15 protein-coding genes are annotated in these 14,895 nt (G+C 72.4%); 1 reads left to right on the top strand and 14 read right to left on the bottom strand.

Annotation, left to right across the window (positions count from 1 at the left end; translation table 11 throughout):
* Window positions 1-8: 8 nt before the first annotated feature.
* Window positions 9-2,336 (top strand): phosphoribosylformylglycinamidine synthase subunit PurL, encoded by a 2,328-nt coding sequence (gene purL, locus NLU66_RS07885; RefSeq protein WP_259362348.1) that lies wholly within the window; start codon window positions 9-11, stop codon window positions 2,334-2,336.
* Between the two features lie 66 nt (window positions 2,337-2,402).
* Here purL and NLU66_RS07880 read toward each other — a convergent pair whose 3' ends face one another.
* The 14 genes from NLU66_RS07880 to rpsE form a co-directional block, all read right to left on the bottom strand.
* Window positions 2,403-4,766 (bottom strand): polysaccharide pyruvyl transferase family protein, encoded by a 2,364-nt coding sequence (locus tag NLU66_RS07880; RefSeq protein WP_259362347.1) that lies wholly within the window; start codon window positions 4,764-4,766, stop codon window positions 2,403-2,405.
* Window positions 4,767-4,800: 34 nt separating this feature from the next.
* Window positions 4,801-6,918, bottom strand: a complete 2,118-nt coding sequence (locus tag NLU66_RS07875) for an S-layer homology domain-containing protein (RefSeq protein ID WP_259362346.1) — start codon at window positions 6,916-6,918, stop codon at window positions 4,801-4,803.
* 258 nt (window positions 6,919-7,176) lie between these two features.
* Complete coding sequence (gene rplQ / locus NLU66_RS07870; RefSeq protein WP_259362345.1) at window positions 7,177-7,635, bottom strand: 50S ribosomal protein L17; 459 nt, start codon at window positions 7,633-7,635, stop codon at window positions 7,177-7,179.
* 29 nt (window positions 7,636-7,664) lie between these two features.
* Window positions 7,665-8,660, bottom strand: a complete 996-nt coding sequence (locus NLU66_RS07865) for a DNA-directed RNA polymerase subunit alpha (RefSeq protein ID WP_137770142.1) — start codon at window positions 8,658-8,660, stop codon at window positions 7,665-7,667.
* A 175-nt stretch (window positions 8,661-8,835) separates the two neighbouring features.
* Window positions 8,836-9,240, bottom strand: a complete 405-nt coding sequence (gene rpsK, locus NLU66_RS07860; protein ID WP_137770141.1) for a 30S ribosomal protein S11 — start codon at window positions 9,238-9,240, stop codon at window positions 8,836-8,838.
* Window positions 9,241-9,353: 113 nt separating this feature from the next.
* On the bottom strand, window positions 9,354-9,728 hold the full coding sequence (gene rpsM, locus NLU66_RS07855; RefSeq protein WP_137770140.1) for a 30S ribosomal protein S13: 375 nt from the start codon (window positions 9,726-9,728) through the stop codon (window positions 9,354-9,356).
* Between the two features lie 207 nt (window positions 9,729-9,935).
* On the bottom strand, window positions 9,936-10,049 hold the full coding sequence (gene rpmJ, locus NLU66_RS07850; RefSeq protein ID WP_010532506.1) for a 50S ribosomal protein L36: 114 nt from the start codon (window positions 10,047-10,049) through the stop codon (window positions 9,936-9,938).
* Window positions 10,050-10,070: 21 nt separating this feature from the next.
* On the bottom strand, window positions 10,071-10,292 hold the full coding sequence (gene infA, locus NLU66_RS07845) for a translation initiation factor IF-1 (protein ID WP_010532507.1): 222 nt from the start codon (window positions 10,290-10,292) through the stop codon (window positions 10,071-10,073).
* A gap of 351 nt (window positions 10,293-10,643) precedes the next feature.
* The gene (gene map, locus NLU66_RS07840) at window positions 10,644-11,480 is read right to left on the bottom strand and encodes a type I methionyl aminopeptidase (RefSeq protein ID WP_259362344.1); all 837 of its coding nucleotides are present in this window, start codon (window positions 11,478-11,480) and stop codon (window positions 10,644-10,646) included.
* Window positions 11,481-11,491: 11 nt separating this feature from the next.
* Complete coding sequence (locus NLU66_RS07835) at window positions 11,492-12,106, bottom strand: adenylate kinase (protein WP_259362343.1); 615 nt, start codon at window positions 12,104-12,106, stop codon at window positions 11,492-11,494.
* Window positions 12,103-13,407: a preprotein translocase subunit SecY gene (gene secY, locus NLU66_RS07830; protein WP_259362342.1), complete on the bottom strand. Its 1,305-nt coding sequence runs from the start codon at window positions 13,405-13,407 to the stop codon at window positions 12,103-12,105. Before secY ends, NLU66_RS07835 begins: the two co-directional genes overlap by 4 nt.
* 166 nt (window positions 13,408-13,573) lie before the next feature.
* A complete protein-coding gene (gene rplO / locus NLU66_RS07825) occupies window positions 13,574-14,029 on the bottom strand; it encodes a 50S ribosomal protein L15 (protein WP_259362341.1) in 456 nt (151 codons plus the stop codon).
* 3 nt (window positions 14,030-14,032) lie between these two features.
* Window positions 14,033-14,215, bottom strand: a complete 183-nt coding sequence (gene rpmD / locus NLU66_RS07820) for a 50S ribosomal protein L30 (protein ID WP_168198052.1) — start codon at window positions 14,213-14,215, stop codon at window positions 14,033-14,035.
* Window positions 14,212-14,895 (bottom strand): 30S ribosomal protein S5, encoded by a 684-nt coding sequence (gene rpsE / locus NLU66_RS07815; protein ID WP_137770135.1) that lies wholly within the window; start codon window positions 14,893-14,895, stop codon window positions 14,212-14,214. The genes rpmD and rpsE overlap by 4 nt, the downstream gene beginning before the upstream one ends.

Raw genomic sequence — 14,895 nt, 5'->3', positions numbered from 1 at the left:
GACCGCGCATGACCGCCTCCGCCCCCACCCCGTCGGCCCCGCAGCCCGGCACCGAGATCGACACCGTCGAGGACGCCGCGGGCACCCCGGAGCAGGCCCAGCCCTTCGCCGAGCTCGGCCTCAAGGAGGACGAGTACGCCTCGATCCGCGAGATCCTGGGCCGCCGCCCCACCAACGCCGAGCTCGCCATGTACTCCGTCATGTGGTCCGAGCACTGCTCCTACAAGTCCTCCAAGATCCACCTCAAGACCTTCGGCGACCACATCACCGAGGCGATGCAGGAGCATCTGCTGGTGGGCATCGGCGAGAACGCCGGCGTCGTCGACATCGGCGACGGCTGGGCGGTGACCTTCAAGGTCGAGTCCCACAACCACCCCTCGTACGTCGAGCCCCACCAGGGCGCCGCGACCGGCGTGGGCGGCATCGTCCGCGACATCATCGCCATGGGCGCGCGCCCCGTCGCCGTCATGGACCAGCTGCGCTTCGGCGCGATCGACCACCCGGACACCGCGCGCGTGGTGCACGGCGTCGTCTCCGGCGTGGGCGGCTACGGCAACTCCCTGGGCCTGCCGAACATCGGCGGCGAGACCGTCTTCGACGCGGCGTACCAGACCAACCCGCTCGTCAACGCGCTCGCGGTGGGCGTCATGCGCCACGAGGACATCCACCTCGCCTCCGCGACCGGCACCGGCAACAAGGTCGTGCTCTTCGGCGCGCGCACCGGCGGCGACGGCATCGGCGGCGCCTCGATCCTCGCCTCGGAGACCTTCGACGAGGGCGGCCCCGTGAAGCGCCCGAGCGTCCAGGTGGGCGACCCCTTCATGGAGAAGGTGCTCATCGAGTGCTGCCTCGAGCTCTTCCACGGCGGCGTGGTCGAGGGCATCCAGGACCTCGGCGCCGCGGGCATCTCCTGCGCCACGAGCGAGCTCGCCTCCAACGGCGGCTCCGGCATGCACGTGGACCTCGAGACCGTGCTGCTGCGCGACCCGACCCTCACCGCGGGCGAGATCCTCATGAGCGAGTCGCAGGAGCGCATGATGGCGGTGGTGACGCCGGAGAACCTCGAGCGCTTCCTCGCGATCACCGCGAAGTGGGACGTCGAGACCGCCGTGATCGGCGAGGTGACCGGCGACGGCCGCCTCACGATCGACCACCACGGCCGGCGCATCGTCGACGTGGACCCGGTGACGGTCGCCCACGGCGGCCCCACCTACGACCGCCCCTACGCGCGCCCCGACTGGCAGGACGCCCTCCAGGCGGACCGCGCCGAGGACCTCCCCCGCCCCGAGGGCGCCGAGCAGCTTGCCGCGACCCTGCGCGAGCTCGTCGCCTCCCCGAACCTCGCCTCCGCCGCCTGGGTCACCGACCAGTACGACCGCTACGTGGGCGGCCAGACCGCGCTCGCCATGCCGGACGACGCCGGCGTGCTCCGCGTGGACGAGACCACCCACCGCGGCGTCGCCATCGCGACCGACGCGAACGGCCGCTACACGAAGCTCGATCCCCGCACCGGCGCCCAGCTCGCCCTCGCGGAGGCCTACCGGAACGTGGCCACCGTGGGCGCCCGCCCGCTCGCCGTCACCGACTGCCTGAACTTCGGCTCCCCGGAGGACCCGGGCCCCATGTGGCAGCTCGTCGAGGCGATCGGCGGCCTCGCGGAGGCGTGCGAGACGCTCGGCGTCCCCGTCACCGGCGGCAACGTCTCCCTCTACAACTCCACCGGTGAGCCCGGGCGCATCGACTCGGCGATCCACCCGACCCCGGTCGTGGGCGTGCTCGGCGTGCTCGACGACGTCACCCGCCGCACCCCCTCGGGCTGGCACGAGGAGGGCCTCGCCGTGCTGCTGCTCGGCACCACCCGCGAGGAGCTCTCCGGCTCGGCCTGGGCGCAGGTCGCCCACGACCACCTCGGCGGTCTGCCCCCGCAGGTGGACCTCGAGGCGGAGCGTGCGCTGGGCCGCGTGCTCATCGCCGCGCGGGACGCCTCGCTCGCCTCCGCGGCGCACGACCTCTCCGAAGGCGGCCTCGCGCAGGCGCTCGTGGAGTCCGTGACGCGCTTCGGCACGGGCGTGCAGGTCGATCCCGCCGCGCTGCTCGAGCGGGACGGCGTGGACCTGTTCACGGCGCTGTTCTCCGAGTCCCAGGCCCGTGCGCTCGTCGCCGTCCCCGCGGAGCGCGAGCAGGAGCTGGCCGGCCTCGCCGCGGAGCACGGTGTGCCCGCGCTGCGCCTCGGCACCACCGGCGGCACCGCCCTCGAGCTCGAGGGCGTCGGCTCCTTCGAGGCGGCCGAGCTGCGGGAGCTGCGCGAGGGCACGCTGCCCCGCCACTTCGGCTGAGCGCCCCGCCCACGACGACGGGCCCCGCCCGGGAGAACTCCTCCCGGGCAGGGCCCGACGCGCTGCTCAGCGCTCGCGCCGCCCTCGCAGGCGCCGCACCGCGCGCGCCCCGAGGCTCAGGGCGTCCAGCCGCGCGACCTTCTCGCGGACCTCGGCGAGCTCCTCCCGCGTGGCGCGGAGCTCCTCGTGCAGCGAGTGCAGCTCCTCGACGAGGCGGTCCTCGCTGCGCTGCAGCATCGTGCCCGTGCTGTGCGTGAGGTAGAGCGGCAGCCCCAGGCCGTGGTCCCGCGTCCAGGAGCGCAGGTGCCGCTCGCGCAGCACCGCGTCGAAGGCGACATGCTCGTCCCGGCGGGTCGTGATCGAGTTGCCGCCCGACCCCGTGGCCCGGGGCCGCTGCCGCCAGTGCGCGAGCGGCCGCTCGAGGAAGCCGACCTCCGCGCGCTCGAGCAGCGCGAGGTGGAAGGCGTAGTCCCCCACCACGGGCAGCGACTCGTCGAAGAGCCCCACGGCCTCGTGGATCGCGCGGCGGTGCAGCATGGCGATCGGCGTATGGCGGTTGATCTCGAGGTAGTCCAGGAGGCGCACCCCGGTCACCTCCGGCCAGGAGACGTGCACGCCGTCCTCCACGAAACCGGCGTCCGTCTCGTGCTCGTGGACGACGAGCGTGCGCACCACCACCGCGTCCCGCGCGGGGTGCTCCGCGAGGTGCGCGGTGGTCTCCTGGAGGAAGGTCGGGTGCCAGGTGTCGTCGTCGTCGTGGACGGCGATCAGCGGGGCGGAGGTCGCGGTGAGCCCGGCGTTGCTCGCAGCCTCCATGCCCTCGGAGGCGGTGCGGTGCACGACGGCGAGGCGGCCGGCGGCCTCCTCGCGGTGGCGGTCGAGGACGGCGTCCACCGCGGCGGCGTCGCCGGCGTCGTCCACGACCAGCAGCTCCCAGTCCTGCCGGCTCTGGCCGAGCACGTCCTGCACGGCGCGGTCGAGCATGAGCGGGCGCCGCTGCGTGCGCATGAGGATCGAGACCTCGGGCGTCACGGCTCGGGGACGTCCCCGGTGCTGCGGCGGCACGAACGGGGCGAGAGGGGCCTCGAGCTCCGCGGGCCAGCGGGCCGCGCGCGGGAGGCCCGCGCCGCGCGGGTCCGGGAGCCCGGAGGCGTCGTCGGCCCCGCGCAGCACGGCGTCGATCCGGTCCCACCACTCCTCGACGGCGGCGAGGACGGGCCCGCGGGCCGCAGCGAGCCGCTCGCGCTCGGCACCGCGGCCGGCCACGAGGGCGTCGAGGACCGGCTCGAGCAGGGCGGAGGGGGCGCGCGCGGCAGGGTCCCAGAGCGCCGCGAGCGGCACCGTCCCGCCGCCGATGCCCATGTTCGCGAGCGCCCCGTCCATGCGGGAGGCGCCGTAGCGGTTCAGCGGCAGGGCGAGGACCCCCGCTCCCCCGAGGGCGCCGAGCACCACGGGGTGGAAGCGCGTGGAGACCACCCAGGCGGCCCGCTGCGTGCGGGCGACGGCCGCCGTGTCGGTCTCGATCGGCAGCACACGGGCGGGGACGGTGAGCCGGGCGGCGAGCTCCTCGTGGATCGCGAGGTCGGCGCCGCCGGTGTCGGGATCGGCCATGTGGGGCAGCAGCTCGACGTCGGCGCCGGTGCGCGCGGCGAGGCCGTCGACCACGGCGGCGAGCATCCGCACGTAGTCCTCGCGCGGGAAGGGGTCGCCGTCGGCCCCGAGCGTCACGGAGAGGGCGCCGGTCCCGTCCCCGGGGGCGGAGCCCTCCGCGCCCGCGGGGCCGACGGAGCCGGCGGGACCGGCGGGGCCGTCGGGATCGGAGCCGTCGACGGGGACGAGCCCGATCGCGTCGTCGAGGGTGTGGAGGATCGCCGGGTGCTCCGGGGCGATCTGCCGGGCGAGGCGCGCGCTGTGCGCGTCCCGCAGCCCCACGAGCGTGCACAGGTCCAGCAGCTCGCGGATGCGGTCGCGGTCCTGCGGGGTGAGCTCGGGGCCCAGGCTCTGGCCGCTCAGCACGACCGGCAGGCCGAGCGAGCGGGCCACCAGCGCGGTCGCGAGGCGCTCGTCGAGCAGCCAGCCGTAGCGGGAGGTGAGCGCGCCGCCGCCGCCGATCACGAGGGCGTCCGCCTCCCGCAGGCGGTCCACGAAGGCATGGAGCTTGTCGCCGCGCGGCAGCGCGCCCGCGTCACCGTCGAGGACCCGCCGGATCTCCCCGAGGTAGGCGGCGCGGCGCTCGAGCTCCCAGGGGAAGACGAGAGCGGGGAACGACGGGTCGGGCCGCCCCCCCGCCGGGCCGAACTTCTCGAGGCGGCTGATGCGCAGCACCTCGTGCCCCCGCTCGCGCAGGCGACGGGCCGATGCGCTCGCGATCGCCTCGTCCCCCACGTGGTAGACGGTCTGGTCCACATCGCACAGCAGGGCGACCTTCACGCGGGGTGCTCCTTCCGGCGGGCGTGCCTGGTGGTCACAGCCCGCGATGGTCCATCCAGCGGATCATGAACGCCGCCATCGCGTCGCGGGCGATGGGCAGCGTGGGACGGAAGGTCCCGTCGCTCCAGCCGGTGGTGATCTTCGTCGAGGCGAGCCACGTGATCTCGCGGGCGAACTGGTGGTTCGCCGGCACGTCGCGGAACCCGCTGGTCGTCCCCGTGGAGGGACTCCCCGAAGCACGGTACAGGAAGGCGGCGACGGCTCCCCGCTGCACGGATGCCGTGGGCCGGAAGGTGCCGTCCGGCCAGCCCTCGACGATGCCCTGCGCATGCGCCCAGCAGATCTCCTCGTAGTACATCGTGGAGGGGCTCATGTCCCGGAAGGGCGACCGCGCGGGCGGGGTCGAGGCGGGCGCGCCGAGCGCCCGGTGCACGAAGACGACCATCGCGTCCCGCTGGATCGGGGACAGCGGGCGGTAGGTGCCGTCGGGCCACCCGGTCGTGATGCCGCGGGCGGCGAGCGCGTCGATCTCCGGGAAGTACATGTGCTGCCCGGTGACGTCGCGGAACCGGTTCTTCAGGAACACCGCCTCCTCGCCGCTGCCCACGGCCTGCCCCGCCGCGAAGCCCTGCAGGGTCCGGCCGCCCTCGCGGCGGGGGTTCCCGAGCGGTCGTCCCCAGGAGGCGCTCCACCGGCGGGAGACCTCGCTGCGCCAGCCCGTCGCGGTCGCCGCGCCGCGGCCGCTGAGCACGAGCCCGGAGGTGAGCACGGTCGCCTCGAGGTCCCCCGTGATGTGGGCGCTCCGGACCACGGTGCCGAGCGCCGACCCGCCGCCGGCCCGGGAGAAGGCGCCGAGGTGCTTGCGCCAGCCGCCGTCGATCCTCCGCTGCGCCGCGTCGCGGATGCTCTCGAGCTTCCCGTAGAGGTTCCTGCCGGGGCACTCGGTGACGTTGACGTCGCGGTGCCCCATGACGACCTTCAGCTCGTGGGTGCCGATCGGGTAGTTCGTGTCCGGGGTGGTGACGTCCCAGGTGCCGGTCGCGTGCGTCGAGGTGGTGAAGGTGCTCAGCAGCTTCCAGCCGACGAGCCGCGTGATCGCGTCCTGCGCCGCGGAGGGGACGGAGGCGACGTCGTAGTCGCCGAGCAGCGAGATGCCGAAGGAGCCCGTGTTGTAGCCGCGGGCGTGCGCGCCGACGATGTTGCGGTGCAGGCCGCCGCCGCGCCCCTCGAACACCTGCCCGTACTTGTCCACGAGCATGTTGTAGCCGAGGTCCGCCCAGCCCAGGGTGCGCGTGTGATAGCTCAGGATCCCCCGGATCAGCTGCGGGGAGTCCTTCGCGGAGTAGGCGTTGGACCCGGCCGTGTGGTGGACGACGACCGCCTTCAGGCGATCGGCGGCGCTCGTCGAGCGCACGAGGGACTCGTCCGCTCCCCAGGCGGCGCGGGAGACGAACGCCGGTGCCCCGGGCATCGGCGGCGTCGCCGGGTTCGTCACGGCTGCGGCGCGCAGCATCGGCTGGTCCTCGAGGCCCAGGCTCGCCGAGGGACCGCTGTAGCTGCCGACCTCGGCGTCCGCATCGAGCGGGGAGGTCGTCAGCAGGTGGGCGGTGAGCTCGTCCGCGACGTCCTCGCCGTCCCGCTCGGCGCGGATCTGCACGCCGGTCACGGGCCCGAGCCAGCCGGCCTCGGTGGCGGGGACCTCGTCGCCGGTGCCCGGATCGGTCGCGGGGTCCAGCGCGTGCCAGTCCGTCCAGCCGCCGCCCGCGAGCCGGCCGCGCACCGTCACGGCGGGTGCCCCTCGCCCGTCCTCCCAGCGCACGCCGACCATCGTCGCGGTGTGCTCGGGCAGGTCACGGGCGGGCACCCCCGCGGCGTCGGCGCCTCCCGCGTCCGACGGACCGGAGCCCGCGTCCTCCACGTCGACCTGGTCGGTGCCCGCGAGCGGCACGTCGACGATCCGGGTCTCACCACCGGTCACGGCCGGGTCCGCATGGGCGGGAGGGGCGGTGACCCCGACGGCGAGGGCGGCGCCGGTCGCGGGGAGCCCGAGGGCGGTGAGGGCGAGCAGGCCGCGCCGGCTCGGTCCCGTCGGCCGAACACGGGGCGGATCGTGCGGGGCGGGGGCGTCGTGAGGGCGGGTCGGCTCGAGCATGCGCTGCTCCGATGCAGGAGGGGGACGGGACACGGAGAGCCGGCCGAGGCCCTCCCCCACACCGTAGGCCGGGCCCGGCGCCGAATCCCTGGACACGTGCCATCGGAAGCGGATCGTTGCCCGACCGCGACCTGCCTCCCAGGATCCGACCCCGGCGCCGGGCCACCTGCCGGAGCCCGGCCACCTCCGGGTGTCCGGACGGCGAGAGGCCCCGCCGAGCGATGCTCGACGGGGCCTCTGCGCGTGGCGCGAGGGGGCTCAGGCCTCCTCGGTCTCCTCGGACGCGGCGGCGGGGGCCTCGGTGGCGTTCGCCTTCGCGGCGCCCTCGGCCTCCTTCACCACGGCCTGCTTCGGGGAGTACTCCTCCTGCACCAGCTCGATGACCGCCATGGGGGCGTTGTCGCCCTTGCGCGGACCGATCTTGGTGATGCGGGTGTAGCCGCCGGGACGCTCGGTGAACGTCGGGGCGATCTCCTCGAAGAGCGAGTAGACGACGCCCTTGTCGCGGATGGTGCGCATCACGCGACGACGGGAGGCGAGATCGCCCTTCTTGGCGTGGGTGACGAGACGCTCGGCGTACGGGCGCAGGCGCTTCGCACGGGACTCGGTCGTCGTGATCGCCTTGTGCCGGAACAGCTCGGTGGCGAGGTTGGCGAGGATCATCCGCTCGTGCGCGGGGGACCCTCCGAGGCGCGCGCCCTTGGTGGGAGCAGGCATGGTCGTTCTCCTAGAGGTTCAGATGAAGGTCAGTACTGGTCGCCGAAGTCGTCGGAGTAGGAGTCCAGGGCGGACGGGTCGAACCCGGCCGGGGAATCCTTCAGCGACAGACCGAGGTCGGCGAGCTTCGCCTTGACCTCGTCGATGGACTTCTGCCCGAAGTTGCGGATGTCGAGCAGGTCCGCCTCGCTGCGAGCGGTGAGCTCGCCGACGGTGTGCACGCCCTCGCGCATGAGGCAGTTGTACGACCGCACGGTGAGGTTGAGGTCGTTGATCGGCAGCGCCAGATCGGCGGCCAGGGCCTGGTCCGTCGGGGACGGGCCGATGTCGATGCCCTCGGCCTCCTGGTTCAGCTCGTGCGCCAGACCGAACAGCTCGACCAGGGTCTTGCCGGCGGAGGCGACGGCGTCGCGCGGGGAGATGGCGGGCTTCGTCTCGACGTCGACGATGAGCTTGTCGAAGTCGGTGCGCTGCTCGACACGGGTGGCCTCGACCTTGTAGGTCACCTTCAGGACGGGCGAGTAGATCGAGTCGACCGGCACGCGGCCGATCTCCCCGTCGAGGGACTTGTTCTGAGCGGCGGAGACGTAGCCGCGGCCGCGCTCGACGATCAGCTCGACCTCGAGACGGCCCTTCTGGCTGAGGGTCGCGATGTGGAGGTCGGGGTTGTGGATCTCCACGCCGGCGGGCGGGGTGATGTCGGCCGCGGTCACCGGGCCCTCCTCCTCCTTGCGGAGGTACATCACGACGGGCTCGTCGTTCTCCGAGGAGACGACGAGGTTCTTGATGTTGAGGATGATCTCGGTGACGTCCTCGCGCACGCCGGCGATGGTGCTGAACTCGTGCAGCACGCCGTCGATGCGGATCGAGGTGACCGCGGCACCGGGGATCGAGGAGAGCAGGGTGCGGCGCAGCGAGTTGCCGAGCGTGTAGCCGAAGCCCGGCTCGAGCGGCTCGATGACGAACCGGGAGCGGTACTCCGACACGACCTCTTCGGTCAGCGTGGGGCGCTGTGCAATGAGCACTGTGGGTCCTTTCCGTGAGCGTCCGCCATATGACGCTCAGAAGGGGGCGATGGTCTGAGAAGGGTGGTGGTCCAACAGGTGCGACGGGGGTCGGCGGACGCCCGGACGCACCGGTGCCGGCCGCGATCCGGGAGCACGGATGCTCCGCGGGATCACGGCTCACGGCCGACGAGGCTCAGACGCGGCGACGCTTCGCCGGACGGGTGCCGTTGTGCGCCTGCGGGGTGACGTCCTGGATCGAGCCGACCTCGAGGCCGGTCGCGGTGAGCGAGCGGATCGCGGTCTCGCGGCCGGAGCCCGGGCCCTTCACGAAGACGTCGACCTTCTTCAGGCCGTGCTCCTGGGCGCGGCGCGCGGCGGCCTCGGCGGCCATCTGCGCGGCGTAGGGGGTGGACTTGCGCGAGCCCTTGAAGCCGACCTGGCCGGCGGAGGCCCAGGAGATGACAGCACCGGTCGGGTCGGTGATCGACACGATGGTGTTGTTGAAGGTGCTCTTGATGTGGGCCTGGCCGTTGACGACGTTCTTCTTGTCCTTGCGGCGCGGCTTGCGCGCGGCGGCCTGGCGGGTCTTGGTTGCCATGCGGCGGAACTCCTCTGGTGGGTATCGGGTGCGCCGGATCCCTCAGCGGCGCGAAGTGTGTGCGGGGCTGCGCCGGAGCGCGGGCACCGGCATCACCACGGCGGTGCCGTGGGTCAGCGGGCCTTCTTCTTGCCCGCGACGGTGCGCTTGGGGCCCTTGCGGGTACGGGCGTTGGTCTTGGTGCGCTGACCGCGCACCGGAAGGCCGCGGCGGTGACGCAGGCCCTCGTAGCTCCCGATCTCCACCTTGCGGCGGATGTCGGCGGCGACCTCGCGGCGGAGGTCACCCTCGACCCGGTAGTTCGCCTCGATGTGGTCGCGCAGCTTGACGAGCTCGTCGTCGCTCAGATCGCGCACTCGCGTGTCACCGGAGACCCCGGTGGCGGCGAGGGTCTCGAGCGCACGGGTGCGCCCCACGCCGAAGATGTACGTCAGGGCGACCTCGAGGCGCTTCTCGCGCGGAAGGTCGACTCCCACCAGACGTGCCATGTGCAGTTTCTCCTTGTTCCTCCGGAGGCCTGATCCGACACCTCGCCGACGGGCTGCTCCCGTGGCGCCGCAGCCTCCGACTGCGGGTGACCGGCCGAGGCCGGTGATGTCGACTCTTCATTTGTGTGTGCCCCCGCGGGGGCGGTGCCGCGCGATGGCGGCGGGGTCACGGCAGGACCGTGGCTGCGGGGCCCGGAGGCCCCGGGATCAGCCCTGGCGCTGCTTGTGACGCGGGTTCGAGCAGATCACCATGACGCGCGAGTGGCGACGAATCACCTTGCAGTTGTCACAGATCGGCTTGACGCTCGGCTTGACCTTCATGTCTTCCTTCTCCCAGGACGATCACTTGTAGCGGTAGACGATGCGGCCCCGGTCGAGGTCGTAGGGGCTCAGCTCGACGACCACGCGGTCCTCGGGAAGGATGCGGATGTAGTGCTGGCGCATCTTCCCGGAGATGTGCGCGAGCACCTTGTGCCCGTTGTCGAGCTCGACGCGGAAGCGCGCGTTCGCGAGCGCCTCCGTGACCGTGCCCTCGACCTCGATCACGCCGTCCTTCTTGGCCATGCCTCCCCAATCTCTCACCCCCGGTCGCCCGGTGGCTGAGTTCCGCATTCGGTGTCCGCCGTCCCCTGCCGCCTGACGGCGGTACGGTGGACGACGCAGGCTGCTCAGCACCCGGGCCGACCGTCCTGGGACGGCGGCTGACGGGCCCGCGGACCGGCTCGGCTCCGACCGGGATTCGCTTCCGGATCGGGGCAGGGCACGGCGCTCACGCGCGGAGCACACCCGATCGACCAGCGTACACGGCATCCGCGGGACCCGCGAGGGAATGTGCCGATGACCCCCGTCACGTGACCGGACGGGCCGGCGCCCGGAGGGCTCCCGGGACGTCGTGCGACGCGCCGGGAGGAGGCGTCAGGCCGCGGGATCCGGTGCGGCCGTGATGCCCGCGGCGGCGAGGCGGGCGGCGCCGCCGTCGGCTTCGGTGAGGACGATCAGGCCCTGCTCCGTGACGGCGACCGAGTGCTCGGCGTGGGCGGCCCGGCCGCCCCCGGTGGCGCGGACGGTCCAGTCGTCCTCGTCCATCTCCCACTCCCCCGAGCCCTGGATGAGCATCGGCTCGATCGCGAGGCACAGGCCGGGGACGACCTTCGCGCCCCGCGAGCGGGTGCGGTAGTTCATGACGTCGGGCGGCTGGTGCATCGCGGTGCCGATGCCGTGGCCGCCGAAGCCCTCGAGATGGGAGAGGGTCTCCCCCGCCTCCATCGCCACGAGGTCCTCGATCGCGGCCCCGATCTCGCCGACGCGGCGGGCCGAGGCGAGGGCGGCGATGCCCTCCCACAGCGCGGCGTCGGTGATGCGCACGAGCTCCTCGTCCGCCGCACGCCGCGGCGCGCCGACGATGTGGGTGCGCGCCGCGTCGGAGTGCCAGCCCTCGACGATGCAGCCGCCGTCGATGGAGACGACGTCCCCCTCCTCGATGACGAGCTCACCGGGGATGCCGTGGACGACGACCTCGTTGACGCTGATGCAGAGGGAGGCGGGGAAGCCCTGGTAGCCCTTGAAGTTCGGCAGGGCGCCCTCGTCGCGGATCATCTCCTCGGCGAGGGCGTCCAGCTGCGCGGTGGTGATCCCGGGACGCAGCTCGCGGGCGAGCATGTCGTGCACGCGCGAGAGCAGCAGTCCGCTGCGGCGCATGATCGCGATCTGCTCGGCGGTCTTGAGCTCGACCTTCTCCCGCACGATCCCCACGGCGCGCCCGCTCAGCCCTGCAGCGCGGCGGTCAGCGCCGCGGAGACCTCGTCGATCGAGGCCATGCCGTCGACGCGGCGCAGCACGCCGCGGCCCTCGTACACCTCGACCAGCGGGGTGGTCTGCTCGGCGTACACGTGGAGGCGGTGACGGATGGTCTCCTCGGTGTCGTCGCTGCGGCCGGACTCCTGGCCGCGGGCGATGAGGCGCTCGACGACGGTGTCGTCGTCGGCCTCGAGCAGGAGCACGCGGTCCAGCGCGGTGCCGAGCTCGGCGAGCATGCCGTCGAGCGCCTCGACCTGCGCGAGGGTGCGCGGGTAGCCGTCGAGCAGGAAGCCCTCGCGGGCGTCGTCCTGCGCGAGGCGGTCGCGGACCATGTCGTTGGTGACCGAGTCCGGCACGTACTCGCCCTTGTCCATGTAGGACTTCGCGAGGACGCCGAGCTCCGTGGACTGCGAGACGTTCGCCCGGAAGATGTCGCCGGTCGAGATCGCGGGGATCCCGAGCCCCTCGGCCAGGCGCGCGGCCTGGGTGCCCTTGCCGGCGCCGGGAGGGCCGACGATCAGCAGGCGGCGGGCGGTCGGAGCGGTGTCGCTCGCGGGGGTGCTCGTGGAGGTGTCGGTCACCGGAGGATCCCTTCGTAGTGGTGCTGCTGGAGCTTGGCGCTGATCTGCTTCACGGTGTCGAGACCGACGCCGATGATGATGAGCAGCGACGCCCCGCCCAGCGGGAAGTTCTGCGAGGCACCCAGGTACACGAGCGCGAACAGCGGGATCAGGGAGATCACCGCGAGGTAGATCGCGCCGGGCGTCTGGATGCGGTTGATGACGTAGGTCAGGTACTTCTCCGTGGGGCGGCCCGCGCGCACGTTGGGCACGAAGCCGCCGTACTTCTTCATGTTGTCCGCGATCTCCTCCGCGTTGAACGTGATGGAGACGTAGAAGAAGGCGAAGAAGACGATCAGCGCGACGTACACGGCGGCGTAGATCCACGAGAACGTGAAGCCCATGACGAGGTGCGTGTTGATCCACTGCACCCATCCCGCGCTCGGGTCGCCGAACGAGGCGGCCATCTGCGGCAGGGCGAGGATCGAGCTCGCGAAGATCACGGGGATCACGCCGGCCTGGTTGACCTTGATCGGGATGTAGGTGGAGGTGCCGCCGTACATGCGCCGGCCCACCATCCGCTTCGCGTACTGCACGGGGATGCGTCGCTGGGACTGCTCCACGAACACCACGCCGAGCATGACCACGAGGGCGATGACGATGACGAGGGCGAAGGTCATCCAGCCCTGGAGCTGCCAGATCTGGCCGAGCGCCGCCGGGAAGGAGGCCGCGATCGAGGTGAAGATCAGCAGGGACATGCCGTTGCCGATGCCGCGCTCGGTGATCATCTCGCCCATCCACATGATGAGGACGGTGCCGACGGTCATGGTGAGCACCATGAGCACGAGGGTCACGATCGACTCGTCCGGGATCAGGGTGAGGTTGCAGCCGGTGAAGAAGTTGCCCGAGCGCACGAGGGTGATGATCGTGGTCGCCTGCAGGACCGCGAGGCCGATCGTCAGGTAGCGCGTGTACTGGGTGAGCTTGGCGGTGCCCGACTGGCCCTCCTTGTGGAGGGCCTCGAAGCGCGGGATGACCACGCGCAGCAGCTGGATGATGATCGACGCGGTGATGTAGGGCATCACGCCGAGCGAGAAGATCGACAGCTGCAGGAGGGCCCCGCCCGAGAACAGGCTGACCATCCCGAGGACGCTGCCGCCCTGGGCGGCGGAGGCCTGGTCGGAGCACACCATCACGTTGGTGTAGTCGAAGCCCGGGGTGGGGATGAAGACGCCGAGCCGGTAGACGGCGAGCAGGCCCAGGGTGAAGAGGATCTTCGCCCTCAGCTCCGGTGTGCGCAGCACACGCACGATCGCGTTCACGAAAATTCCTCCTGGAGGTCCGGGGACGGGGACCGCCGGTCCTGCCGGCGGAGCCCGTGGCCGCCATGGCGGCACGGTCGTCGGACCGGTCCCGTAGGTGCTGATGCACGACGACGGGGCACCGCGGCACAGAGTATTCTGCGCCGCGGTGCCCCGTCAAAAGAGGTCACGCGGTGGTGACGGTCCCACCCGCCGCGGTGATCTTCTGCTCCGCCGAGGCGGAGAACTTCTGCGCGGTCACGTCGAGCTTGACGCTCACCTCGCCCGTGCCCAGCACCTTGACGGGCTGGTTCTTGCGCACGGCGCCCTTGGCGACGAGGTCCTCGACCGTCACGGAGCCGCCCTCGGGGAAGAGCTCCTGCAGGGTCGCCAGGTTCACGACCTGGAACTCGACGCGGAAGGGGTTGGTGAAGCCGCGGAGCTTCGGGAGGCGCATATGCATCGGCATCTGCCCGCCCTCGAAGCCGACGGGCACCTGGTAGCGGGCCTTCGTGCCCTTGGTGCCGCGGCCCGCGGTCTTGCCCTTGCTCGCCTCACCACGGCCGACGCGGGTGCGCGCGGTCTTGGAGCCCGGCGCGGGGCGAAGGTCGTGGAGCTTCAGGGGGTTCTGGTTGTCGGTCATGGATCAGTCCACCTCTTCGACCGTCACCAGGTGGGTGACGGCGCGGATCATGCCGCGGATCTCGGGGCGGTCCTCCTTCACCACCGTGTGGCCGATGCGCTTGAGGCCGAGGCCGCGCAGGGTCGCACGCTGGGACTGAGTGCCGCCGATGTCGGAGCGCACCTGGGTCACCTTGAGCTGCATCACGCACCCACCTTCTCGGCGCGGGCGGCGGCGCGGCCCTCGGCCTGCGCACGCAGCAGGGCCGCAGGAGCGACGTCCTCGACGGGGAGACCGCGACGGGCCGCGACGGCCTCCGGCTCCTCGAGACGCTGGAGGGCGTCCACCGTCGCACGGACGATGTTGATCGCGTTGGTCGAGCCGAGCGACTTCGAGAGGACGTCATGGACGCCCGCGCACTCGAGCACGGCGCGGACGGGACCGCCCGCGATCACACCGGTGCCGGGGGCAGCCGGACGCAGCAGGACGGTGCCCGCGGCGTCGTGGCCCTGGACCGGGTGCACGACGGTGCCCTGGATGCGGGGGACGCGGAAGAAGTTCTTCTTCGCCTCCTCGACACCCTTGGAGATCGCCGAGGGCACCTCCTTGGCCTTGCCGTAGCCGACGCCGACGGTGCCGTCGCCGTCACCCACGACCACGAGGGCCGTGAAGGAGAAACGACGGCCGCCCTTGACGACCTTCGACACGCGGTTGATGCTGACCACGCGCTCGAGGAATGCCGACTTCTCGGCCTCCTGGTTGTTGCGCCCACGGCCCTCGCCGCGGCGCCCGCCGCGATCGTTGCCGCCGCGGCCGCTGTCGTTGGTGGAGTTCTCGCCCCGCCGGCCGGTGGCCGCGGGACCATTGTTCCGCTGCTGTGCAGCCAT

Source organism: Brachybacterium sp. NBEC-018, assembly GCF_024860185.1.
Classification (GTDB): domain Bacteria; phylum Actinomycetota; class Actinomycetes; order Actinomycetales; family Dermabacteraceae; genus Brachybacterium; species Brachybacterium rhamnosum.
Note: the sequence above shows the minus strand (reverse complement) of the source record. Positions and strands in the feature narration are given on the sequence as shown.